The following is a 21,720-nucleotide window of genomic DNA, read 5'->3' on the forward strand; positions in this document are numbered from 1 at the left end:
GCCTGGAGCTGAATATTTGAAGGTCTGGACAACCAGCAAAACCCCCGCGGACCGCAACGCATCCAGCAGGCCGCCAGCCGCTTCGCCGCGCCGCGACGGGTTTGAGCAGGAGCCCGGTAGCGCCACACCATCGAACGATCTTGCGCGCTTGATCAAAGGACGGCACCGGTCGCACAGGCGACCAGACGGCTCCCTCGATCAGGCACATCGGATGCCGAGCGGTGGACCAGCAGGCCGTGCACCCCGGCGGACTCAGCGCGATGCATGCCCGCCGCGAACCCAGGCGACACCTACAGCCGCCACCACCGGTCGACCATGACGAGTCCGGCAGCTCGGACCGCGCCGGCGTGTCCGAGCGCGGGACGAGGCGGCTGTCGGATCGGTCGGGTCAGGGGCGCAGGCCGCCCAGGATGGTCAGGTCGAGCAGGGCGAACACGAACAAGGCGATCCCCACGAACCCGTTCGCCGTGAAGAACGCGCGGTTCACGCGGGACAGGTCGTCAGGCCGGACGATGGCGTGCTCGTAGATGAAAGCGGCCACCGTGACGGCGAGGCCGATCCACCACAGCCAGCCGAGGTCGACGAGCTGGCCGAACCAGACGAACAGGCCGAAGGTCACCACGTGGGCGGCGGTCGACAGGCGCAGGGCGAACGGGATGCCGTAGCGGGACGGGACGGAGTGGACGCCGATCTCGCGGTCGACGGTGGCGTCCTGGCAGGCGTAGATGAGGTCGAAGCCGCCGATCCACAGGCCGACGGCGGCGCCGAGGACCCAGGCCGCGCCAGAGCCGCGCAGGTCGCCCGTGACGGCGAGCCAGGCGCCGACCGGGCCGACCATCTGAGCGACGCCGAGCAGGGCGTGCGGCCAGTTGGTGAAGCGCTTGCCATACGGGTAGAGCACCAGCGGGACCACGGCGAGCGGGGCGAGCAACAGGCAGAGCCAGTTGAGCAGGGCGGCGGCGCCGAGGAACACGACCAGCGCGACCGCGGCGCCGGTCCACGCGGTGCGGACGCTGACGGCGCCGGTGACGAGCTCGCGCTGGGAGGTGCGCGGGTTGCGGGCGTCGATGTGGCGGTCGATGATCCGGTTGGCGGCCATGGCAAAGGTGCGGGCACCGACCATCGCGACCGTCACCAACAACAGGTCGGTCCAGTTGACGCGGCCGCCGTGCACGGTCATCGCGGTCAGCGCCGACAGGTAGGCGAACGGCAGCGCGAACACCGAGTGCTCGATCGCGACGAGCCGCAGGAATGCCTTGACCCGGCTCCGGGGTGCCTCAACGAGCGTCACTTGAACCCATACTCTCTCCAGCGTTTGTCGACCCGCGCCACGACGTCGGGGGACATGACCATCTCTTCCGGCCAGCCGCGATGGTAGCCCTCCGTGGGACCCTTACGCGTCGCGTCCAGGCCCGCCTTGCCGCCCCAGAACTGCTGATAGGACGCGTGGTCGAGGTGGTCGACGGGGCCTTCGGTGAGCAGCAGGTCGTGCTTGTAGTCGACGTTGCCGAAGGCGCGGAAGGCGACCTCGGCGTAGTCGTGCACGTCGCAGTCGTCGTCGACGATCACGATGAGCTTCGACAGCGACAGCAGGTGGGCGCCCCAGATGGCGCTCATCACCTTCTGCGCGTGCTTCGGGTAGCGCTTGCGGATCGACACGATCACGCAGTTGTGGAAGACGCCGGCCGCCGGCAGGTCGTAGTCGACGATGTCCGGGATCATGATCTTCAGCAGCGGCAGGAAGATCCGCTCGGTCGCCTTGCCGAGGCCGAGGTCCTCCTGGGGCGGCTTCGACGTGATGATCGAGTGGTAGATCGGCTGCTTGCGGGTGGTCATGCACTCCACGTGCAGCACCGGGAAGTCCTCGACCGGCGTGTAGAAGCCGGTGTGGTCGCCGAACGGCCCCTCGGGCAGGCGCTCGCCGGGCTCCAGATAGCCCTCGAGGACGATCTGCGCGTTGGCCGGCACCTGCAGCGGCACCGTGAGGCAGTCGACCATCTCGACCCGCTCACCGCGCAGGAACCCGGCGAACAGGTATTCGTCGATGTCGGAGGGGAGCGGGGCGCTCGCCGAATACGAGACGACCGGGTCGGCGCCGATGGCGATCGCGACCGGCAGGCGCTGCCCGAGCCGCTCGGCCACGGCGTGGTGCGCGGTCGAGTCCTTGTGGATCTGCCAGTGCATGCCGAGCGTGTTGTGGGAGTGCTGCTGCAGGCGGTAGAGCCCGAGGTTGCGCTTGCCGGTCTCGGGGTGCTTGGTGTGGGTCAGGCCGAAGTTGTGGTAGATCCCGCCGTCGTCCGGCCAGATCTGCAGGCCGGGCAGCCGGTTGAGGTCCACCTGGTCGCCCTTGTAGACGACCTCCTGGCACGGCGCGGTCTTCACGTGCTTCGGGGGCACCGCCTTGAGCTGGAGCAGCTTGCCGATGCCGTCGCGGATGCCGGCCCAGCCGACCGGGAGCTCCGGCTTGACCAGCGCCCCGATGCGCTCGCCGACCTCGTCGAGGTGGGCGACGCCGAGCGCCATCGCCATGCGCTTCTCGGTGCCGAACAGGTTGATCGCGACCGGCATGTCCCCGCGGGTCGGGCGGTCGAACACCAGCGCCGGGCCGCCGGCCCGGACCGTCCTGGTGACGATCTCGCTGATCTCCAGGTGCGGGTCCACAGGCGCGGACACGCGATGCAGCTCACCCGCCCGCTGCAGGGCGGCGAGGAACTCGTTGAGGTCTGCGTATGGAAAGCCGCGTGCCATGGACACCATCCTGCCAACCCGGTATGACAGTTCCCGAGCGGGCTGGTCAGTTGTGGCAGAGTTGACGGCGTGGTTGATCAGCGCAGGCCGTGGGTCGTCGGGGTGTCCGGGGCGTCCGGCACGCCGTATGCGGCCGCGGTGATCCGGGCCCTGTTCGACGCCGGCGAGGCGGTCGACCTGGTCGTGTCACGCGCCGCCCGGCTCACGATCCTCGACGAGACCGGCGCACCCTTCCGCGACGCGCACTGGAAGGACGACCTGGCGACCTGGCTGGGAAGCCCCATACACGACGTCACCTACTGGCCCGCCGGGGATCTCGCCGCCGGTCCGAGCAGTGGCTCGTATCAGGTCAAGGGCATGCTCGTCGTGCCGGCGAGCACCGCTGCCTGTGCCGGCATCGCGATCGGCCTGTCCAAGGACCTGCTGCAGCGCGCCGCCGAGGTCAACCTCAAGGAGCGCCGACCGGTGGTCGTCGTCCCACGGGAGACCCCGGTGACCCGCAGTCACCTGGAGCACCTCATCGCCCTGCACGACGCCGGCGCCGTGGTCCTCCCCGCCAGCCCCGGCTTCTACTCGGCCGGAGCGGCGGCCACGGCCGCCCAACTCGTCGACTTCATCGCCGGCAAAGTCCTCGACGCTGCCGGCGTGTCTCATACCTTGTTCACTCGTTGGTCGGGTGAACTCGGCCATTCCCGTTAGAGGTGTCGTCGAGCGCGTCGTCTCCTTCGAGCAGCGCCCGCACCTCGGATTCCCGGAACCGCCGGTGTCCTCCCGGGGTTCGGATGCTGCTGATCCGGCCGGCCGCCGCCCAGCGTGTCACCGTTTTAGGATCCACACGAAACAAGGCAGCGACCTCGCCGGGCGTCAGCAGACGATCTCCCGTCTCCACGGCCCCTCCTTAACCCATGGGTGGCTCGATCGGGCCCGCGCACCCCCATGCGGCAAGCTGAAAGCACGAGTCATCCTGGGATGTACGCCCATTACAGCACCGCTAGCGTGCCGTGTCCGGGAAACGAGGAAATCGCACGTGTTGGGCAATTAGCCGTGCTAAAACCCCGACCATTAGGCTGGACGCGATGGACGCGATCGATCGACAACTCATCGACCTTCTTCGAGACAACGCCCGCCTTCCATATGCGGAGCTGGCCCGGCAGGTCGGCCTGTCCGCGCCGGCCGTGCACGAACGGGTCGGCAAACTGGAGTCCTCCGGCGTCATCCAGGGCTACCGGGCCGAGATCCACCCGGAGGCCGTGGGGCTGCCGCTGACCGCGGTCATCGGCATCGTGCACGACAGCAGCGGCGACACCGACGGCATCCTCGAAGCCCTGCGCGAGCATCGAGAGATCGAGTCGTGCTACTTCATGGCGGGTGAGGAATCGTTTCTGTGCAAGGCGCGGGTGAAGACCATCAGCGACCTCGAACGGCTCATCATCGAACTCAACCGGGTCAAAGGCGTCGCCCGCACGCGCACCGCCATCGCCCTTTCCACCAAGTGGGAAGGCCGCTCACAGTCCGCCTCGATGGAACGTCAGGCGAGCGCCGCCAGCCCCGGATAATCCACGACATAGCCCTCCGCGTCGAGCTGCAGCACCGCCGTGAAACCCTCCGAGGAATAGCGGACCCGTCGGTCGGGCAGCACCTCGTATACCTGCTGGACGGGGATCACGGCCAGGCTCGGCAGCAACACCCAGGCCGCCTCGATCGTCGAGACCGTGCCGGGCTCCGCGCGGTGCAGGCCCAGCCGGCGCACCGGCAGCGTGTTGGTCAGCGGGGAGTTATACAGGTCGACGTCGAGCACCTGGTGTAAGCGGTCGGGATCCTCGATGCCGGAGAACGGTGCCGTCGGCAGCACCCGCTCGAGGTCGCCCTGCTCGCCGGTGGTGACCCGCCAGCGGCCCGCGGCCCGCTCCATCCGCAGCGTCCGCCGCCAGCCCGCGCCCTCGGCCGTCACCTCGAGCCGCGTGCTGGCCCAGCCGTCGTCGGTGTGCAGGTCATACCGGCAGGAATACAGCGCATTGTCGGCGGCGAACGCCGTGCCCTTGGCATACAGCCCCCGGCGGTCGTCGAGGGTGACGAACTCACCGCCGGTCGTGTCAGTCCGCTGCCAGGCGAACGCCCGTGGAAGCACCGTCATGCATCGAAGTTAGCCCACGGGTACGACAAAAACCGGGGCCGACAAAAAGGCGGTCCGCACCATTCTGCGGACCGCCCTGTCGTCACCTAACGCCGTGGACGACGATCATGTTCGTGCTGCGGCCGCCGACCGGGCCGGCCGTGATGCGCCGAGCCGCCGTGCGACGAGCCGCCATGCGAAGGCGCGCTGCGCTGGATCCGCACCGGCACGCCGCTGGGCTGCCGAGCGCCAGTGACCTCGGCCAACGCCGGGTCGCCGGCCCGCACCCGGAGCTCGGTCGGGGTGACCCCGGCCTTCGCGAGCAGTGCCGTCGCCCGCCGACGCTGCCGTGGCAGCACCAACGTCACGACCGTGCCCGTTGCCCCGGCCCGCGCGGTCCGACCGGCGCGGTGCAGGTAGTCCTTCTGGTCTCTCGGGAGATCGACGTGCACGACCAGCGAAACGTCGTCGATGTGGATACCGCGAGCGGCGACATCGGTCGCCACCAGCACGTCGCACGTGCCCTCTTTGAACTCCGCGAGGGTGCGCGTGCGCACCCGCTGCGTCTTGCCGCCGTGGAGGGCACCGGCCCGCACGCCGACGGCAGCGAACTGGTCGACCAGTTCGTCGACGGCCAGCTGCGTCTTCACGAAGAGGATCGTGCGGCCCTTACGGGCAGCGATCGACGCCGCGATGGCGAACTTGTCGTTCGGCGGAACCAGCAACATGTGATGGTCCATGGACTCCACCGAGGCCGTCGCCGGCTCGATCGAGTGCGTGGACGGGTCGACCAGGAACCGCTTGACCAGCGAGTCGACGTCCTTGTCGAGGGTCGCGGAGAACAGCAGGCGCTGACCGGTGGCCGGCGTCTGTCCGAGGATCTCCGTGACCTCCGGGAGGAAGCCCATGTCGGCCATCTGGTCGGCCTCGTCGAGCACGGTGATCTCCACCGAGTCGAGCCGGCAGACGCCGCGCTTGATCAGGTCACCGAGGCGGCCGGGCGTCGCGACGAGCACGTCGACCCCCCGCTCGAGGGACCAGATCTGCCGGTCATACGGCACACCGCCGACGGCGGTCTTGCAGAACAGGCCAAGCGTCTTCGCCAGCGGGGTCAACGCGTCGTTGACCTGCATGGCGAGCTCGCGCGTCGGCACGAGAATCAAGGCCTTGGGCGCATGCGGACGGGACCGTCCGCTCGCCGCGAGCCGGGCAAGCATCGGCAGCCCGAAGGCGAGCGTCTTGCCCGAGCCGGTGCGTCCCCGGCCCAGCACGTCACGGCCCGCGAGCACATCGGGGATCGTGGCGGCCTGGATCGGGAACGGGTCATTGATGCCCTGGTTGGCAAGTGCACGCACCAACTTGTTGGGCAGGCCGAGCCCGGCGAAACCGGGCCCTTGGATTTCCTCTGCGGCTTCGAACTCGTCGGTAGCTTCGAAGATGGAGGGGTACGAACTGGGGTCAGCGAGCAGCAAGGAGCTGGGACCTTCCGATTGGAGACCCTTCAGCTTATCCGATCTCGCCCGCTGACCCCGCGCCGAGGTGTCGCGGTTCACTATTTCTGTGGTACGCCGCTGAACATGTCCTCGATGAACGCCTTTGAGAACGTGACGGCGAGGTAGCCACCCACCAGAAGCACCACCACGATGATCGCGATGATGATCATCACTTTCAGATTGCTGGACTTGGCCGGCTCTTCCTCGTCGTCCTCGTCCGCTTCCTGCGTGCCTTGACTCAAGATGTGCCCGGTCAGTGAGCCGGAGTTCTCCAGAGGGCTGCTGCCGCCGTCGGCCGAGACCGTCGCCACCGGAGTGACGCGTTGCCCGCCATAGACTGTGCCCGCAGAGCTGCGCTGGTTCCGTGCCCAATTTCCGTAGCTTTCGGCCGCGGGCGAAGGACCCGCGTCGTCGACCACCTCATCCTCATCCTCCCCGGGCGGAGGGATCGCGGGCGGCTGCTGATGCGCCGGAGGAGCCGGGTTGGCGGGCGCCCCGCTCGACGGATACACCGTCCCGGGCGCCCTGTCGCTGGCCGGCCGGTCGTCCCGTGCCGGCCCCGCTGACGGCGGCTCCGGGGCTCCCCACGCCGGCGCACCCCACCCCGCCTGCTGCACCGGCGGCAGGTCGGACTGCGCGGTCGGCACCGAGTACATCGGCTGCTGCCCCTCTGCCGGCTGCTCCGGCTCCGCCGCGGGCTCCGCGGCCGGCGCCGCCGCCCAGCTCGGCGCGAACGGTGCCGACACCGACTCACCGGCCGGCGACGGCTGGGCCCAACTCGGCGCGCCGGGCGCCGACACCTGGCTGTCGGCAGGCTGTGCCCACGCGGGCGGAGCCGAGGCCTGCCCGGCCGGCGCCCAGCTCGGTGGCGCGAAGGCAGGCGGCGGCGAGACGGGCGGCATCGACTCCGACGGACTCGCCGACGGAATGGAAAACGCCGGAGGGGCCGAGACTGGTGGCGTCGACTCCGACGGTGTCGCATTCGGCATGGTGTACGCCGGTGCCCCCGCACCCGGCCCCCCAACCGCCGATGGCCCGGAGGCGGGAGGTGCGAACGCGGGCGGCCCGGAGACCGGTGGCGTGGACTCCGACGGCGTGGCGGCCGGCACGGTGTACGAAGGCGGCCCCGCAGGCGGCGGCGCGAACGCCGGCGGCCCGGAGGCGGGCGGCGCGAACGCGGGCGGCCCGGAGGCGGGAGGTGCGAACGCCGGTGGCCCGGAGGCTGGCGGCGCCGACGACGGCGGTGCGAACGCCGGACCGCCCGCGGCCGGAGGTGCGAACGCCGGACCACCCGACACCGGCGGTGCCGACGCGGGCGGGGCGAACGCCGGCCCACCCGACACGGGGGGCGCCGACGCGGGCGGGGCAAAGGCCGGCCCACCTGACGCTGGCGGTGCCGACGCGGGCGGTGCGAACGCCGGGCCGCCCGAAACCGGCGGAGACGACGCGGGTGGCGCGGAGGCGGGCGGCGGGGCCCAGCCCTGACCAGGCGTGCTGGCCCAGCCCTGCTCGCCCGGCGTGGCGGCGGGCGGCTGCTGCCAACTGGGCTGTGCGGGCGCCGGCGGCGCGGCCCAACCCTGCTGAGCGGGCGGCGTGGACACCGGCTGGCCGGGCGGTGGCGCCCAACCCTGCTGCCCCGGTGCGCCCTGGCCCGGCGGAGGAGCCCAGCCCGGCTGTCCCGGCGCGGAGTACTGCCCCGGCTGCGGCCCAGGCGTCCCGTACGTGCCCGGCGCCTGCTGCCCAGCCGGCGTGCCGTACTGGCCGGCGGGTGCCTGACCGGGCGGCGTGCCGTACTGGCCGGCGGGTGGCGTGCCGTACTGACCGGGCGGCTGCTGACCGGGTGCCGTGCCGTGCTGGCCGGGCGGCTGCTGACCGGCCGGGCCGTACTGCCCTGGCTGCTGTCCCGGCGTGCCGTATTGAACCGGCGTGCCGTGCTGCCCCGGAGCGCCGTACACCCCGGGCTGCCCAGGGGTGCCGTACTGCCCCTGCGCCGGCTGGCCGGGCGTGCCGTACTGCCCCGGCTGCCCCTGTGCGGGTTGGCCGTACTGCCCTGGCTGCCCCTGTGCGGGCTGGCCGTACTGCCCTGGCTGCCCCTGTGCGGGCTGGCCGTACTGGCCCGGCTGGCCCTGTGCCGGCTGGCCGTACTGCGCCGGTGGCTGTTGGGCTGGGGTGCCGTACACGCCAGGGGTGGGGTTCGGCTGGCCAGGAGCCGGCCACTGCTGCGGCGCGGGCGGCTGGTTCCATCCCTGCGCGGGCGGCGTCGACACAGGCTGCTGACCGACCGACGGCCACTGCTGCGGCGTGGCGGGGGGCTGTGGCACCCCGGCCGGCGGCTGCTGCGGGCCGGCGGGAGGCGGAGCCCACCCCTGCGCGGCCGGCTGAGCCCAGCTGGGAGCGGCGCCCTGCCCACCGGCGGCCGCCGCGGCCTGGCCGGAGTCGCCGGTGCCCCACGGATGCTGCGAGGACGGCGTTGTGTACGGCGTCGGCGCCTGGAACGGCGCCGGAGCCGGCGGCACCGGCGGCTGCGGCACAGGTGGCTGCGGGACGGGCGGCTGCGGGAACGGCGGCGGCTCCGGGGTCGGCACGGGAGCGGGTGGTGCCGGCGCCGGTGGGTACGGCGTCGGGATCGGCTCAGGCTCCGGCGCCGGCGGGAACGGCATCGGCTCGGGCGCCGGCACCGGCTCCGGGCTCGGGAACGGCGAGGGCTCAGGGCTCGGGAACGGCTCGACGGGAGCGGCCGGCTCGATGGGTGCGACCGCCGGCTCGACGGGTGCGACCGCCGGCTCGAGAGGTGCGGCCGGAGCGGGCTCGACGTCGGAGTCCGCGGCACCGGCGGCCGGGAGGCCGACCGAGGCGGAGCCGGTGGCCATCGAGTGCGGCAGGGCCATGGAGGTGCGGTACACGGTCGGGGTCGGCGTCGTGGTGGCGCGGGCGGCCTGCTCGGCCTCCTCGGCGCTCACCGAGTGGATGCCGGGCACGGAAGCGCTCGCCCGGGCCGCGACCACGGCGGCGGCGAACGCCCCGGCGACCGGCAGCACGACCGGCGGCGTCGAAGCGGCCGGGGCCATCAAGGGCTCGGCCGGCACGTCGACGACACGCCGGTCGATCGGCGCCAGGACGGGCTCGGCGGCATCACCAGCGGGCCGGCCCTGCACCGCGAACGGGTGCACCACCGCCGGCTCCGAAGCCGGCGAGGCGGCGGGCGGCGCGAACGCCGGCGGGGCCGAGGAGGCGGGTTCGACCGGGGGCGGTGCGAACGCCGGCGGGGAGGACGAGCTGGCCGACGCCGGCTCCACGTCCGCCGCGGGCGTCTCCGGCGCGCTCCACGGCCGTGCGAACGCGTCCCACGACGACTCCGGCAGCTGCCGGGGCGCCCGGGCCCGGCTCGGCAGCGGCGGCAGCGCCTCGTCGACCGGAGGCGGCGAGACCGGCGGCACAGCAGGAGGCGACGAGACCGGCGGCACGGCAGGCGGCGACGAGACCGGCGGCGGCGAAACCGGAGCTGAGGAGACCTGCTCGCCGAACCCCGCAACCGGGATCGGCGCGAACGGAGGCGCCGCCACATCGGAGGACACCGGCTCGGCGGGGTGGATGCCGGAGTACGGCGTGGACTCCCCGGGCGGAGGACCGTAGGTCCCGGCGACGGAGTCGAAGTTCGGCAGCTGGTACGCCGGTGTCGGGCTGGCCAGTGCGGCCGCGATGACGTCCGCCTCGGGCTCGGCTCGGCGGCGCGGCCCGTCAGGACCGGGGGCCGGCTGATCGGGCGCCTCGCTCAGCCCGCTCGTGGCGGCGGGGGTACCGCCACCCGCGGCGCTCACCCCGGAATCCAGCCCGGAAGGCGTTGCGGTGCTCACGCCCGCGTCCACACCGAAGGGAGCTTCGGCAAGACCGGACGAGTCGCCGCTGGGAGCTGCTCCGGTGTCGGTCGAGTTGAACGCCGCGACCATCGCCGCGACCTCCGGGTCGTCCTCGCCGTCGTCGTCGGAGTCCGCGAACGGGTCGCCGCCGGGCCAGAGGGCGCCGTCGGTGGGCGTCGGCGGGAGCTCGTAGGCCTGGTCCGGGACAACCTCCTGCGGCGTGTCCGGAGGCAGCTCGGCGCCGACCGGTGGCGGTGGCGGCAGCGGCGGCAGATCGCCGTCGAGCGCGTCGGGCTCCGGACTGGTCGCCTGTGGCTGCACGCCGGGCGTGAACCCGAATGGGGAGTCGGGTCGCACCCCCTCGTTGCGTGCGCCGTCCCGTGTCTCCCGCTCGTCCATTGCTGCCCTCCATGACTGTGCCCTGCCTGGGCGTCACCGCGTTCCCGGCGTGCCCCCTCCGCCAGTCACGGCTCCACGGTGCCACATCGAGTCACGGAACGCTGGACCGGACTGCGTCGGGTTTTGGATCACCGCGCAGGATCACGTCCGGTATCACGTCCAGGATCACCGCCGGGCGAAGATCCTCCGGGAACGAACGAACCGGCCCGCGGGCTACCCCGCGAGCCGGTCCGGTGAACCGACGTCAGTCGCCCGACGGTGTCGCCGTGGTCTGTGCGGCCGTGCTCGCCCCGGTGGTCGTGGGCTCGACGGCCGGCTTCGTCGTTGCCGCGGCCGACGCCGGCTTGCTCGGCGCCTTCGACTCCTCTTCCGCGGGCTTCGACGCCGGTGCTGACGACTCTCCCGCCGGCGCCGATGACGATCCACCCGCCGGTGCTGACGAGGACCCACCCGCCGGTGCCGAGGATGACGACCCACCCGCCGGAGCGGAGGTCGACGTCGACGCGGAAGCCGAGGCGGAAGCGCTGGCCGAAGCCGAAGCCGAAGCCGACGGCGACGCGGTGGACGACGCCGACGCGGTGGCCGTCGCGGTGGGTGTGGCGGTGGCGGTCGAGTTCGGTGCCTTCACGGCCGGGAAGATCCGCGTCGCGCCGAAGAACCGCGACCACTTCACCTGCCCGATCTTCACCTTCTCGCCGGTGGTCGGCGCGTGCACCATCTGGCCGCCGCCCAGGTAGATGCCCATGTGGTAGATCGAACGCCAGTCGCTGGAGTCGCTGGCGAAGAAGACCAGGTCGCCGGGGAGCAGCTGGTCGCCGAGGCGGAGCTTGGTGGCCTGGATGGCGGGGGTGCCGTGGTACATGTCGTTGGCGACCCGCGGCACGCGGACCCCGACCTGCCCATAGGACCAGTACGCCAGGCCTGAGCAGTCGAAGGTGTTCGGGCCTTCGTCGCCCCACACGTACCAGCTGCCGATCTTGCCCATGGCGAAGTTCAGCGCCTGGACGGCCTTCGGGTTGGCGACCATGCCGTCGACCGGCACGTTGGAGACGGTGCCGCGGCTCTGCTCGGCGGCCGCCTCCTGCGCGGCGATCTGCAGGACCGCCTGCTCGTTGTCGGCCTTGAGCTTCTGGAACGCGGCGTCCTGGACCTTGAAGTCCGCGTCGATCGGGGTGAACACGCTCTGCGCGCTGAGATAGGTCGACTGGGCCAGCTCGTACTGCTGCTTGGCGGCCGCCTCCTCCTGCTCCGCGCGCAGCAGGTCACGGGCGTCCTGCTGGCTGCCCGGCTGCTGACCGAGGCCCGGCGCGAGCAGGCCGAACTGGTGCAGGTCGTGCGCATACCCGTCGAGCGGCCCCAGGCCGGTCGCCCGCTTGTATGCCTCCGCGGCGGCCGTGTCGGCCCGGTCGCGCAGCTCCGCGACCTGGGCGGTGGCGGCGCGCAGCTTGTCCTGGGCGTCGGACGCCGCGGCCTGTGCCGTCTCCAGGTTGATCTGCGCCTGGAGGCGTTTCTGCCCCAGTGTGCTGACGGTGACCTCGAGCGAGGCGAGCTGCGTCGCGAGCGGGCCACGCAGTGTGGCGGTGCTCCCGCCGACGGACGCGGGCGCGGTGGTGCCGCTCTGGCCGGGCATGAGCAGTGTGCCGGACGCGATGGGCCGGGAGCCGGTGTCGGGGATCGCGCCACCCGGGTCGGCGTACGCCGGGCGGGGAACCAACGAGCACAGCAAGGTGCAGACGACGGCCGCGACGAACATCGGCCCACGCCTGTGCCTTCCCCGCTGCCGGGGGATCATCGCCGCGACCTGCGCGGATGCCTCAGCTTCGGCAGGCGGGACCCAGCTGTCGCCGGGATAACTCGCCGCCCTCAGTACCAGTCCGTCCATGCCACCGTCCCCAGTCGGTAAGCCCCGCCAATGGTCGATCGCGATCGATCGATCAGTCGGTCTGCCGCCCGACCGTGTTTCTGCCCACTTTTGTTTACCTCACGGAAGCAATCGACGTCGAGAGCTGATCAATGTCAGTCTGCTCGCAAAGAGGTGAACAGGGAGATGAACACCGCACTCGCGCGGGGGCCGGTGAGGCCGGGCCGGGCCCGACGTACGCTGGCGACGTGGATGCAGGTGTGAAGCGTGAACTCGAGGCCAAGGTCGTTGCCGGCGAGCGGCTGAGCAGGGAAGACGGCGTAGCTCTGTACGAGAGCGACGACCTGGTCTGGCTCGGCAGGCTGGCCCACCACAAGCGCACCGAGCTCAACGGCGACCGGGTGATGTTCAACGTCAACCGGCACCTCAATCTCACGAATGTCTGTTCCGCCAGCTGCGCATATTGCTCATTCCAGCGCAAGCCGGGCGAGAAGGACGCATACACGATGCGCATCCACGAGGCGGTCGCCAAGGCCAAGGAGATGGAGGACGAGCAGCTCACCGAGCTGCACATCGTCAACGGCCTGCACCCGACCCTGCCGTGGAAGTACTACCCGAAGGTCCTCCGCGAGCTGAAGGGCGCCCTGCCCAACGTCAAGCTCAAGGCGTTCACGGCCACGGAGATCCAGTGGTTCGAGAAGATCAGCGGCCTGCCCGCCGACGAGATCTTCGACGAGCTGATGGACGCCGGTCTGGAGTCGCTCACCGGCGGCGGCGCGGAGATCTTCGACTGGGAGGTCCGCCAGCACATCGTCGACCACGCCTGCCACTGGGAGGACTGGTCGCGCATCCACCGGCTCGCGCACAGCAAGGGCCTGCGGACCCCGTCGACGATGCTCTACGGCCACATCGAGGAGCCCCGCCACCGCGTCGACCACGTCATGCGGCTGCGCGAGCTGCAGGACGAGACCGGCGGCTTCACCGTCTTCATCCCGCTGCGCTACCAGCACGACTTCGTCGACTCCGCCGACGGCAAGATCCGCAACAAGCTGCAGGCGCGCACGAAGATGGCCTCGCCCGCGGAGTCGCTCAAGACGTTCGCCGTGTCCCGGCTGATGTTCGACAACGTGCCCCACGTCAAGTGCTTCTGGGTCATGCACGGCCTGTCCGTCGCCCAGCTGTCCCTCAACTTCGGCGTCGACGACCTCGACGGCTCGGTCGTCGAGTACAAGATCACTCACGACGCCGACAGCTACGGCACGCCCAACACGATGCACCGCGAGGACCTGCTCCACCTGATCTGGGACGCCGGCTTCCAGCCCGTCGAGCGCAACACCCGCTACGAGGTCGTCAGGGAATACGACAAGCCCACCCCCCTCGCCGAGCGTCGCGCCGAGCCGCAGCAGGTCTGGGCCTGACCCTCATCGCGGCGCCAGGCGCCCGACCGCCGCGCCGCGGTGGGCGGCTTTGAGTGGTCCGTGCGGGCGGCGATATCCTGGCCAGACCATGTCTGCGCTGTTGAAGTACACGCTCGCCCGGCTCGGGCTCTTCGTTCTCGCGGCCGGTGCGATGTTCGCCGTCCCGCTCGACATCAGCGTCCTGCTGAAGCTGATGATCGCCGTGGTGATCTCCGCCGCGCTGGCCTTCTTCCTGCTGAAAGGCCTCCGGGAGGAGGCCTCCGTGCAGGCGGTCGGCGCCGCCACGCGTCGCACCGAAAAGCGTGAACGACTGCGCGCCGCGCTCAACGGGGATGATGATGGGGGTGAAAGCACCACCAAAGCGGACTAATAGCGCTTAAACCTTGGATGGTGCAAGACCACCCAAGGAGGCTCGATGGGCCGCAGGCTCTCCGTATCGCTCACGCTCGCCGGTGTCGGCCTGCTGATGCTCGTGGGGATCAATCCCGCCAGTGCCGTGCCCGCCGAGAAGTCCGGCCGATACGTGGTCGAGGGTGTGCGCACCCTGGACGACCGCAACCGGGTCGCCCGCAGCGGGGCCGCCATCGACACGATCGACCACGGCCGGGCCGAGATCACCGCGCTGCCGTCCGAGGTCCGCGCGCTCCGCGACCAGGGATTTGTCGTGGAAGGGCAGCGGGCGGAGGACTTCCCGGCCGCCGACAAGGCGTACCACAACTACGCGGAGATGATCGCCGAGCTCGACAAGGCGGTCGCCGCCCACCCGGCGATCATCCGCAAGACCAGCCTCGGCAAGTCGTATGAGGGTCGCGACCTGCCGCTGATCAAGATCTCGGACAACGTCGCGGTCGACGAGGACGAGCCGGAGGTCCTCTACGGCGCCCACCAGCACGCCCGCGAACACCTCACGGTCGAGATGGCGCTGTACCTGGTGAAGCTGTACACCGACGGCTACGGCAAGGACGCCCGCATCACGAAGCTGGTCGATGGCCGCGAACTGTGGATCGTGCCCGACCTGAACCCCGACGGCGGCGAATACGACGTGGCCACCGGCTCCTACCGCAACTGGCGGAAGAACCGGCAGCCCAACGCCGGGTCGGGCAGCGTCGGCACCGACCTCAACCGCAACTGGAGCTACCGGTTCGCCTGCTGCGGCGGCTCCTCGGACAGCCCGTCGTCGGAGACGTACCACGGCCCGTCGGCGTTCTCCGCGCCCGAGATCCAGCGCCTGCGGGACTTCGTGCTCAGCCGCCGCGTCGGCGGGGTGCAGCAGATCAGGACGAGCATCGACTTCCACACGTTCAGCGAGCTGATCCTCTGGCCGTTCGGCTACACGACCGCCGACACGGCGGCCGGGCTGAACGCCGACCAGCAGGCAGTGTTCCAGAGCCTCGGCACCCGGATGGCCAACTCCAACGGCTACACGCCCGAGCAGTCCAGCGACCTGTACATCACCGACGGCTCGATCATCGACTGGCTGTGGGCGACGCAGGGGATCTTCGCGTACACGTTCGAGATGTACCCCGGCTCCAACCCCAGCGGCAACGGCTTCTACCCGCCGGCGAGCGTGATCACCGCGCAGACCGCCCGCAACAAGGAGGCCAGCCTGCAGCTCGCGGAGTTCGCCGACTGCGTGTATCGGATCATCGGCAAGCAGGCCCAGTACTGCAAGGGCGGCACCGCGAACGCGGTCTGGTCCGACGACTTCGAGAGCGCCAAGGGCTGGACGGTCACCAAGGGCACCGCGACCGGCGGGCTCTGGGAGCGCGGCAATCCCGAGGCGACCACGCAGAACGGCCCGAAGCAGCTCGGCGGGGCCGTCAGCGGCGACAACGACCTGGTGACCGGCCGCAAGGCCGGTTCGTCGGCGGGCAGCTACGACGTCGACGGCGGCACCACGGCGGTGCGATCACCGTCGATCGCGCTGCCGGCCGCCGATACGCTGACCCTCGACTGGTCCTGGTACTTCGCCCACGCCGCCAACGCGTCCGCCAGCGATCTGTTCAAGGTCAGCGTGCTGCACGGCGGCACGAAGACGGCGGTGTTCGCCCAGGCCGGCGCGGCGAGCGACCGCGACGCGGCCTGGGCCGAGGCCAGCGCGGACCTGACCGCCTACGCCGGCAAGACGATCCAACTGGTGATCGAGGCGACGGACGCCGGCGGGGCCAGCCTCGTGGAGGCGGCCGTGGACAACGTCATGATCATTAAGTCTTAAAAGCGATATTCGTCGGAAATCTCGATCAGCGCGAAATGTGCGCCCGCCGGGTCGGCGACGCGGGCGTACCAACCCGCCGACGACGGCATCGGCTTGCGCGCGACGCTGCCACCCAGTGAAGTCACCCGCTCGCATGCCGTGACGGCGTCGTCGACCATGAAGCACGCAGTCCAGTGCTCCGGCAGGCCGGCGGGGAACCGGTCGTCGATCGGCAGGAGCCCACCGACGGCGTCGTTGTGGTGGTGCAGCTCGAAGTAGGGCTCCGGGTTTTCCGTCTCCACGGAGTGCCAGCCGAACACCTCGCCGTAGAAGGCGCTGGTGCGGGCCAGGTCGTGGGACGCCAGTTCGTACCAGCAGATCGCCCCGGGCTCGAAGGACACCTGCGCGCCGCCGAACCGGCTGCGTTGCCACGTGGCGAAGACCGCGCCGCCCGCGTCGGCGACCACGGACAGCGTGCCGAGGTCCCGCACGCTGGTTGGGGGCACCTTGACGGTCCCGCCCGCGCGCTGGACTGCGTCCGCGGTGCCGGCTGGATCGTCGGTGGAGATCGAGATCAGCCAGGCGGCCGGTCCGCGGCCGGTCGCAGTGCGCAGACCGGCCACCGCACGACCGTTCAGCGTGAAGTGCCCGTCATCGTTGAACTGCCAGCCGAAGAGGCCGCCGTAGAACGCGCGCGCGGCAACAGGGTCGGGACTTGCGACCTCGGCCCAGCACGGTGTGCCCGGTGCGTAACCCCGTACTCGCATTCCGCGTCCCTCCGGTTGTCACAGTGTTTCGAGATAGTGACATCCGGACAGTGATCACGAAACCCTATCCAAGGGCGGAGGAAGCGGACGTTCGTGGAGGACGTCCAACCGCGAGACGGCCCGCGTCAAAACCACGAACAACCGATTGAGTCCGCGGGGTTCGGCGTCCACAATGTCCGCCGGTTCCACCACGATCACGTGGTCGTACTCGAGACCCTTGGCGAGACTGGCCGGCAGGACCGTGACCCGCTCGCTCTCAATGCCGGCGGCAACGATCTGCGGCACTGTCGCGTCAGCCGCGATCACGCCGATGGAGCCTTCGAAGGCGAGCGCCCGCTGTACCACCTCCGCCAACGGAAAGGCACCGATGGTGAGCGCCCCGTCGGTCCTCAGCGACCGCGCCTCCGGCACGTCGACCCCCAGTGCGGGCAGCAGCCGGTTGGCCAGCGCCACGACCACGGCCGGCACGCGGAACCCGGTCGTCAACGGCACGACCCGTGCGCCCGGCTTGCCGAGATGCCCCAGCAGCGTCCGCCACTCCCGGGCCGCCCACGGCGCCGTGCCCTGCGCCAGGTCGCCGAGCAGCGTGATCGACCCGTGCTCGGAGCGCCGGGCGATCACCCGCGCCTGCATCGGTGACAGGTCCTGCGCCTCGTCCAGCACCACGTGGCCGAACGACGGCACCCGGTCGATCAAACCGGCGGCCTCGTCGATCAGCACCGCATCCGCCACGGTCCATCGCGCGGACTTCGCGGTCTTCGGCGGTTTCGCCCAGGCGATCGCCGCCTGCTCATGCGGCTCCAGCACCTCGTCGGCCGGGTCGCTGAGGACCTCGAACACCAGCTGCTCCGGCGTCACCGCCGGCCACGCGTGATCCAGCACCTCGAGCACCGGCTGCGAGCGACCCATCCGGCGCTGCCACCCCTCGCTCGGCGAGTCGCCGCGCCGCGCCTCCGACTGCCGCATCAGCAGCGACACGATCCGCGCCCGGACCCGCTCCCGGCCGATCCCGTACGGCGGCGCCTCCCGCCGCACGTCGTCCACGATCCGGCGCAGCGCCTCCGTCGACACCCGCCACCGGTAGGACCCGTCCGACACGGTCAGCGGCTCCTCCGGCCGCTTGATCTTGGCGTTGAGCCGCCGCGCGAGCACCGTGGCCATCCTCGGGTCGTGCTTCACCTCGGCCGCGGCATCCGCGTCGACGCCTTTCACCGGGGTGCCGAGCAGCCCGTCGATCGTGGACTGCTGCACCTCGATCTCACCCAGCGCCGGCAGCACGCTGGCGATGTAGCTCAGGAACGCGCTGTTCGGCCCGACGATGAGCACCCCCGACCGGCGCAGCCGCTCCCGGTGCAGATACAGCAGGTACGCCGCCCGGTGCAGCCCCACCGCGGTCTTCCCGGTGCCGGGGGCGCCCTGCACGCAGATCGACTCGTCCAGCTCGGCGCGCACCAGCTCGTCCTGCTCGGGCTGGATGGTGGCGACGATGTCGCGCATCGGCCCGACGCGCGGCCGCTCGATCTCCTCGAGCAGGATCCGGCTGGTCCCGAGCTCCTCCCCGGCCCGCAGGTGCTCGTCCTCGAAGCTGGTCAGCTCGCCCCTGACGAAGCCGAACCGGCGCCGGGTGCTGACGTCCTGCGGGTCCTTGACGCTCGCCTGGTAGAACTTCCGGCTCATCGGCGCCCGCCAGTCGAGCACCATCGGCTCCCCGGCCACGTCGGTGACGTGCCGCCGCCCGACGTGGAACCTGCCGCCCTCGTCGTCGTCGACCGCGGCGACGTCCAGCTTGCCGAAGAACAGTGGGGTGTCGGGACTGTCGGCCAGCTCGGCGATCCGCCGGGCCAGGTGCCGGCCGAGCGTCTCGGCGGCGAACGGGTCCCCGGCGACCTGATTGCCGGTGGCGAAGAGGTCCTCGGCATGCTCCCGCATCCTGCGCAGGGCCTTGCGTGAGGCTTCCAGGTGCGCTCGCTCGGCGGCGAGCTCGTCTTGCAGTGCGGGCACGTTGATTTCCTTCAGGGGAATCTCAGCTGCTGCTCGCTCGCGTATCCGGGGGCTGCCCGGCGCGTCGGGACGTCCGCTGCGGTGCCTACCTCACCGCGGCCGTCAAGCGGTCATTCACATTACGCGCGGCGCGTCCACCACTCCACCGAATATCGCAGCGTTCCATCAGATCCGGGCATCACGCGGTGCGGGCCGCGTGGCGGCAGGACTCGGCGAGGAAGCAGCGTCGGCAGTCCGGGGTGCTCACGGTGCATGTGTCGTAGGCGACCTGCTGGATCAGCGGGTGAACGCGCGCCAGGTCCGGGCCGTAGGCGAGCAGGTCCGCGGCGACTCGGCGGCAACCCGGGTTGGTGAGGCCGCCGTCGTAGTCGGTGAGACCGAGCCGGTAGGCGACCCGCATCAGGTGCTGATCGATCGGCACCGTGTCCGCGGCGTCGTTGACGATCGTCATCACGACGGCGGCGGTATGTGTGCCGACACCGGGCAGCGACGTCAGGAGGTTGTTCAGTGCGCCCGAGTCGGAGCCGCCGATCAGCTGATCGAAGAGCGTCGTGCCGCGCCTGGTGAGGATCGCCGCGGTGGCGTGCAGGCGGGCGGCCTTGACCGCGCCGAGCGGTCTGACCAACTGGGTCAGTCTGGGCAACGGCAGGGCGAGAAGTCGTTGAGGGGTGAGTCCACCGCATTCGGCGGCGAGTCGGGGGAACACCTTCCGTACGGCCGCGGCGGGTCGGGTCTGGGCCAGGACGGCCAGCACGAGCGTCTCGAACGGCGATCCTGCCAGCAGGATCATGCCCTGGTGATGTCGGCGCAGCGCGCTCAATGCCGGGTGGCCCGCAAGGGCCATGGCACCGACCTGTTCACCGTTACGGAACGTGGCCGTCAGCAGATTCCGCAACAGCTCTTCTTCCGGGCCGGTCCGGAACGAGAACCGCAGCCCGCCACGGTCGCTCTCGACTCGGACCCGGATGCCCTGCCCGTGCAGGTGGAAGGTGCGTTGCCAGGCGCCGGCCCCGATCATCTGCCAGGCCAGGGCAGGGAGCTGCAGTTGCATGGTGGCCGCGAGATCGGGAGTGTTTTCGCAGGCCAGGCTCAATGTGGTAGGCATCGGTGCACCTCATCGGCGGATCTGGGACGGCGAGGACGGCCGAGATGCCATCGGGTCCGCCCCGCGTCGCCGCGAGCGCCATTCGGCGCTGGACGCGCCGATGCCGATGCCACTTCGGAGGTGTGCCACTTCCGAAGTGGCGCTCTACGTGCCCGCCGCGTTACACGTGGTGCGACAGGGGCTCTGCGTGCTGGTGCTCAAGAACGGTGGTTGATCGGTGTACCCCGACCAACCACCGTTGTGGTCCATGAGCACGGCGCCGGCCCGGCGACCGTCAGTGCTGCCGCCGGACCCGGGGCACCAACCGGAGCAGCGCGAAGCCGCCCATGATCAACGTGGCGGCGAGCACCACCTGCCAGCCGATCGACAGTCCGGTCACCGGCAGTGTCGCAACACCGGCGCCCGTTCCACCGGCGACACTTCCTCCGTACATGTGCACTCCTTCTCAGTGATTGATCCATTCGCGGTCAGCACCACGAACCGTCTTCCACGCCGCCAGCCAATACACGCCGGCGCGCCATTGTTCGAACAGCCACTCGGGCAGCATCGACGCCGCCAGCGCGATGTCACCGGGACGACCCGACCGGACCGTCCAGACCCGCTCGAGGAAGAAAAGACCCGTCAACGGCAGCCAGCGCGGGTCGAACGGCAGGCTGCCCGTCACGGCGAGGAACAGGGCCAGGAACGCGAGATACGCCGGCACCAGCAGCGACCCGGTGTAGATCGCGATCTGGCGGACCCAGGTGCCGAACGTGCGCCGGTTCATCCCGTACAGGCGGAGGCTGTCCAGCATGCCCCGCTGCCAGCGGACCCGCTGATCCTTCAGCGCCTTCCAGGTCGGCATCGACTCCGTGATCGCGGTGGCTTTCGACGGCGCCATCGGCCGGTAGCCGAGCGCCCGCACCGCGAACGTCAACTCGATGTCCTCGGTGGCGGTGTCGCGGTGGTACAGCTCACCGCGGTAGCCCGGGAGCCGGCCCTGACCGCGGGCGATGAGCACATCCCGGATCACGCGGACCTGGAGCAGGGTGGCGACACCGGACAGCACGAGCGCCTTGTCCATGCGCCGGGCGACCTGCCGCGCGAACCGGGCGTACTCGTTGCGCTGCAGCCGATCGAGCAGGGTGGTGCCGTTGCGCGACGTGTGGAAGCTGGCGCAGGCGGCGCCGACGGGTCGCCGCCCACGGCGTCCGGTGCGGGGCCGGGTGAGCGCCCTGACGGCATGCTGCGTGAAGTCCGGGTGCAGGACGCTGTCCGCGTCGGTGACGAGCAGGAAGTCGTCGTCGGCGAGGTCGGGCAACAGGTTGATGACGGCCCAGTTCAGCGCGCCGGCCTTCTTGTGGGGGTTGTGACCGGGGAACTCGAACACCTCGGCGCCGGCGGTGGCGGCGATCTGGGCGGTGTTGTCGGTGCAGTTGTTCGGCACGACAACGATCCGGTCGACCGGCGGGGACCATTGCCGTCGCAGCGCCCGGATGGTGTCGGTGATGGTCTCGGATTCGTTGTATGCGGGAACCAGCGCGACGATCTTCGCGGTGGGCCGGTCATGGCGGGAGCGCTGCCGCGGGAATGCGCGGACGGCGACAGTGGGGTCGCCGTCGGTCTTCTGGCCGGATCCGGATGCGTCGCGCTCGACGTCAATCATCTACGTCAATCATGTTGTCGGTCAGGCTGAAGCGCACGGCTGCATTGCCCTTCGGTTTTCATGCCTCTTGGTTTCAGGGGTCTCCGCTGGCTCGCGTGACCGATCAACCGTCGACTCGG

At 70.8% G+C, this 21,720-nt stretch carries 17 protein-coding genes; 5 read left to right on the forward strand and 12 right to left on the reverse strand.

Features of this window, described 5'->3' with window-relative positions; all coding sequences use genetic code 11:
- Positions 1 to 388: 388 nt before the first annotated feature.
- Both mqnP and Dsi01nite_RS29110 read right to left on the reverse strand, forming a co-directional pair.
- Positions 389 to 1,291: a menaquinone biosynthesis prenyltransferase MqnP gene (gene mqnP, locus Dsi01nite_RS29105; RefSeq protein ID WP_373318861.1), complete on the reverse strand. Its 903-nt coding sequence runs from the start codon at positions 1,289 to 1,291 to the stop codon at positions 389 to 391.
- Complete coding sequence (locus Dsi01nite_RS29110) at positions 1,288 to 2,748, reverse strand: menaquinone biosynthesis decarboxylase (protein ID WP_203849484.1); 1,461 nt, start codon at positions 2,746 to 2,748, stop codon at positions 1,288 to 1,290. The genes mqnP and Dsi01nite_RS29110 overlap by 4 nt, the downstream gene beginning before the upstream one ends.
- A 69-nt stretch (positions 2,749 to 2,817) precedes the next feature.
- On the opposite strand from Dsi01nite_RS29110, the gene Dsi01nite_RS29115 reads away from it, so the two are divergent.
- Positions 2,818 to 3,447: a UbiX family flavin prenyltransferase gene (locus Dsi01nite_RS29115; protein ID WP_203849485.1), complete on the forward strand. Its 630-nt coding sequence runs from the start codon at positions 2,818 to 2,820 to the stop codon at positions 3,445 to 3,447.
- On the opposite strand, the gene Dsi01nite_RS29120 is transcribed toward Dsi01nite_RS29115, so the two are convergent.
- A complete protein-coding gene (locus tag Dsi01nite_RS29120) occupies positions 3,410 to 3,637 on the reverse strand; it encodes a BldC family transcriptional regulator (protein ID WP_033363294.1) in 228 nt (75 codons plus the stop codon). The two genes, Dsi01nite_RS29115 and Dsi01nite_RS29120, sit on opposite strands and share 38 nt — an antisense overlap.
- Before the next feature lie 187 nt (positions 3,638 to 3,824).
- On the opposite strand from Dsi01nite_RS29120, the gene Dsi01nite_RS29125 reads away from it, so the two are divergent.
- Positions 3,825 to 4,304 carry an Lrp/AsnC family transcriptional regulator gene (locus tag Dsi01nite_RS29125; RefSeq protein ID WP_203849486.1) on the forward strand — a complete coding sequence of 160 codons (480 nt, stop codon included), beginning with the start codon at positions 3,825 to 3,827 and terminating at the stop codon, positions 4,302 to 4,304.
- Here the strand turns inward: Dsi01nite_RS29125 and Dsi01nite_RS29130 are convergent.
- From Dsi01nite_RS29130 to Dsi01nite_RS29145, 4 genes are all read right to left on the reverse strand, one after another.
- A complete protein-coding gene (locus Dsi01nite_RS29130) occupies positions 4,277 to 4,882 on the reverse strand; it encodes a putative glycolipid-binding domain-containing protein (protein WP_203849487.1) in 606 nt (201 codons plus the stop codon). The two genes, Dsi01nite_RS29125 and Dsi01nite_RS29130, sit on opposite strands and share 28 nt — an antisense overlap.
- An 86-nt stretch (positions 4,883 to 4,968) precedes the next feature.
- Positions 4,969 to 6,300, reverse strand: a complete 1,332-nt coding sequence (locus Dsi01nite_RS29135) for a DEAD/DEAH box helicase (RefSeq protein ID WP_203849546.1) — start codon at positions 6,298 to 6,300, stop codon at positions 4,969 to 4,971.
- A 113-nt stretch (positions 6,301 to 6,413) separates the two neighbouring features.
- On the reverse strand, positions 6,414 to 10,610 hold the full coding sequence (locus Dsi01nite_RS29140) for a hypothetical protein (RefSeq protein ID WP_203849488.1): 4,197 nt from the start codon (positions 10,608 to 10,610) through the stop codon (positions 6,414 to 6,416).
- A 244-nt stretch (positions 10,611 to 10,854) separates the two neighbouring features.
- On the reverse strand, positions 10,855 to 12,363 hold the full coding sequence (locus Dsi01nite_RS29145; RefSeq protein ID WP_203849489.1) for a C40 family peptidase: 1,509 nt from the start codon (positions 12,361 to 12,363) through the stop codon (positions 10,855 to 10,857).
- A 356-nt stretch (positions 12,364 to 12,719) separates the two neighbouring features.
- Here Dsi01nite_RS29145 and mqnE point away from each other — a divergent pair, with 356 nt between their 5' ends.
- From mqnE to Dsi01nite_RS29160, 3 genes are all read left to right on the forward strand, one after another.
- A complete protein-coding gene (gene mqnE / locus Dsi01nite_RS29150; protein WP_203849490.1) occupies positions 12,720 to 13,889 on the forward strand; it encodes an aminofutalosine synthase MqnE in 1,170 nt (389 codons plus the stop codon).
- An 88-nt stretch (positions 13,890 to 13,977) separates the two neighbouring features.
- Positions 13,978 to 14,259, forward strand: a complete 282-nt coding sequence (locus Dsi01nite_RS29155) for a DUF4229 domain-containing protein (protein ID WP_203849491.1) — start codon at positions 13,978 to 13,980, stop codon at positions 14,257 to 14,259.
- A 45-nt stretch (positions 14,260 to 14,304) separates the two neighbouring features.
- Positions 14,305 to 16,104 (forward strand): M14 family metallopeptidase, encoded by a 1,800-nt coding sequence (locus Dsi01nite_RS29160; RefSeq protein ID WP_203849492.1) that lies wholly within the window; start codon positions 14,305 to 14,307, stop codon positions 16,102 to 16,104.
- On the opposite strand, the gene Dsi01nite_RS29165 is transcribed toward Dsi01nite_RS29160, so the two are convergent.
- From Dsi01nite_RS29165 to Dsi01nite_RS29185, 5 genes are all read right to left on the reverse strand, one after another.
- Positions 16,101 to 16,850, reverse strand: coding sequence for a VOC family protein (locus tag Dsi01nite_RS29165; RefSeq protein WP_203849493.1), 750 nt, complete (start codon positions 16,848 to 16,850; stop codon positions 16,101 to 16,103). The genes Dsi01nite_RS29160 and Dsi01nite_RS29165 overlap by 4 nt on opposite strands.
- A 54-nt stretch (positions 16,851 to 16,904) precedes the next feature.
- Positions 16,905 to 18,857 carry a HelD family protein gene (locus Dsi01nite_RS29170; RefSeq protein ID WP_373318865.1) on the reverse strand — a complete coding sequence of 651 codons (1,953 nt, stop codon included), beginning with the start codon at positions 18,855 to 18,857 and terminating at the stop codon, positions 16,905 to 16,907.
- Positions 18,858 to 19,029: 172 nt separating this feature from the next.
- Positions 19,030 to 19,956, reverse strand: coding sequence for an endonuclease III domain-containing protein (locus Dsi01nite_RS29175; protein ID WP_203849494.1), 927 nt, complete (start codon positions 19,954 to 19,956; stop codon positions 19,030 to 19,032).
- 274 nt (positions 19,957 to 20,230) lie between these two features.
- Entirely contained in the window at positions 20,231 to 20,389 is a 159-nt protein-coding gene (locus tag Dsi01nite_RS29180) for a hypothetical protein (RefSeq protein ID WP_203849495.1), read from the reverse strand.
- 12 nt (positions 20,390 to 20,401) lie between these two features.
- The gene (locus tag Dsi01nite_RS29185) at positions 20,402 to 21,601 is read right to left on the reverse strand and encodes a glycosyltransferase family 2 protein (RefSeq protein WP_203849496.1); all 1,200 of its coding nucleotides are present in this window, start codon (positions 21,599 to 21,601) and stop codon (positions 20,402 to 20,404) included.
- Between the last annotated feature and the right edge of the window lie 119 nt (positions 21,602 to 21,720).

Source organism: Dactylosporangium siamense (assembly GCF_016862795.1).
Lineage (GTDB): Bacteria > Actinomycetota > Actinomycetes > Mycobacteriales > Micromonosporaceae > Dactylosporangium > Dactylosporangium siamense.